The organism is Pseudonocardia sp. SID8383 (genome assembly GCF_009864975.1).
In the GTDB taxonomy this organism is placed as follows: Bacteria; Actinomycetota; Actinomycetes; order Mycobacteriales; family Pseudonocardiaceae; genus Pseudonocardia; species Pseudonocardia alni.
In genome coordinates, this window is sequence record NZ_WWFY01000890.1 from 1 (window position 1) to 1,804 (window position 1,804).

Here is a 1,804-nt window from a genome sequence, read left to right on the forward strand (position 1 = left end):
CCGGCGTCGGTGGCGGTGGGGAGCTGGGCCCCCGACGGCAGCAGCCGTGCGGACAGGTCGCGCAGCTGGTCGGCGCGGGCCGGGTCGGTGACGGCCGGGGTGAGCACGACCTCCCCCGCGACGCTGCCCCCCGCGGCGACGACGAGCTCGGCGACCGCGCGCGTGTCGGACGGGTCGGCACCGAGCGCGACGACGGTCACGGGCACCCCGGTGAGCTTCCCGCGCACCAGGTCCGGTCCGACGCGGCCGGCGAACTCGTCACTGGCGTGCAGCTGCGCGGCCAGGGTGTCGCGTTCGACGCTCAGCCGGGCGGTCTCGCCCGTGTCCGTCCCCGAGGCCGCGACGTCGGCGATGCGCTGCGGGAGCCCGACGACGGCGAGGACGAACCCGGCCGCCAGGGCCAGCACGAACACCGCGACCAGGGCGATGCGGTGGTGGCGCCGCGAGATCACGCCGGGAACCATCCGGCGACCAGGGCCCGCAGGCTCTCCAGCACGCCACGCAGCCACTCCAGCACCGCGGGGCCGCCGCCGGACACGAGCACGGCGACGACGACCGCGACCACCGCGGCCGCGACGAGCAGCAGCAGCGGCGCGAACGAGGTCCGGCTCCGGTACATCTGGGCGATCATCGCGCCGTCGACGACGCTGCCCCCCGCCTGCAGCCGGGTCAGGAAGGTCGAGGCGTTGCTGCCCGACCGCCCGCGGTCGAGGAACTCCCCCATCGACGCCGACAGCCCGACCGTGACGATCATCGAGGCGCCGCGGTGGTGGGCGAGCAGCAGGGCGAGGTCCTCGGGGTTGGCCATCGACGGGAACGTCACGGCGCTGGCGCCCAGGTCCTGCACACGGTGCAGCCCCGGGGCGTGCCCGTCGGGGAAGGCCGGGACGACGACGTCCGCGCCGCTGGTCAGCGCCTGGTTCGACACCTCGGACGGGTCGGCGACGATGAGGTCCGGGCGGTGGCGCGCGTTGAGCAGCGCGTCCGCGCCCGCCCCGACGCCGACGAGCACCGGCCGGTACTCCTTGATGTAGGTCTTGAGCCGCTTCAGCACGGCGAGGTGCTCGAACCCGGCGGCGACGACGAGCACCGGCCGCCCGTCGAGGGCGACGTCGACCTCGGGAACGCCGTGCCCGTCGAGGAGCAGTGAGCGCTCGCGGCGCATGAACTCGATGGTGTTCGCGGCGAACGCCTCGAGCTGGTGGGTCAGGCCCTGCTTGGCCTCGTCCAGGGCGTCGGCGACGGTGTCCTCGGTCTGCTCGCGGCCCTCGCACAGCGGCTGTTCGCCGGTGTAGAGCACGCCGTCGTGCAGCCGCACCCGGATGCCGTCCTTGACCGCGCGCAGGGTGTCGGGACCGCAGTCGTCGACGAGCGGGATGCCCGCCTCGACGAGCACCTGCGGGCCGAGGTTCGGGAACCGGCCGGAGATCGACGGGGCGGCGTTGACGACCGCGGCGACCCGAGCGGCGACGAGCGCGTCCGCGGTCGCCCGGTCCAGGTCGACCTGGTCGATCACGGCGATGTCGCCGGGGCGCAGGCGCCGGAGCACCGACTCGATACGACGGTCGGCGCGGGCCGGGCCGGTCAGGCCCGGCAGCTCCGGTCGGGAACGGTGCAGCAGGCCGGACAGCTTCATGTGGCGCACTGTGACAGGTGGGACGTCCGTGACCACGCAGGCACGCCGCGCGAGACCGCGACGTCACCGGCCCGGACGATCCCCCGTCGCTCCCCGGGTGGCGACGCCCGGACCACGCGCCGCTCACCCACAGCGACGGCGCGCCGCCCGGGCGGCCGTCGGCCGGGC

The 1,804-nt window shown here is 75.6% G+C and carries 2 protein-coding genes; both read right to left on the reverse strand.

What is annotated here, in order from left to right; all coding sequences use genetic code 11:
• A partial coding sequence (locus tag GTW08_RS21470) for a copper transporter (protein WP_161152441.1) occupies positions 1–452 on the reverse strand: 452 nt, incomplete at its 3' end.
• Positions 449–1,636, reverse strand: a complete 1,188-nt coding sequence (gene steA / locus GTW08_RS21475; protein ID WP_073575228.1) for a putative cytokinetic ring protein SteA — start codon at positions 1,634–1,636, stop codon at positions 449–451. The genes GTW08_RS21470 and steA, both read right to left, overlap by 4 nt.
• Positions 1,637–1,804: the final 168 nt, after the last annotated feature.

What these genes read in the sequence shown, in the direction of transcription:
- steA (WP_073575228.1), bottom strand. Translation starts at nt 1,636, where the DNA reads ATGAAGCTGTCCGGCCTGCTGCACCGTTCCCGACCGGAGCTGCCGGGC.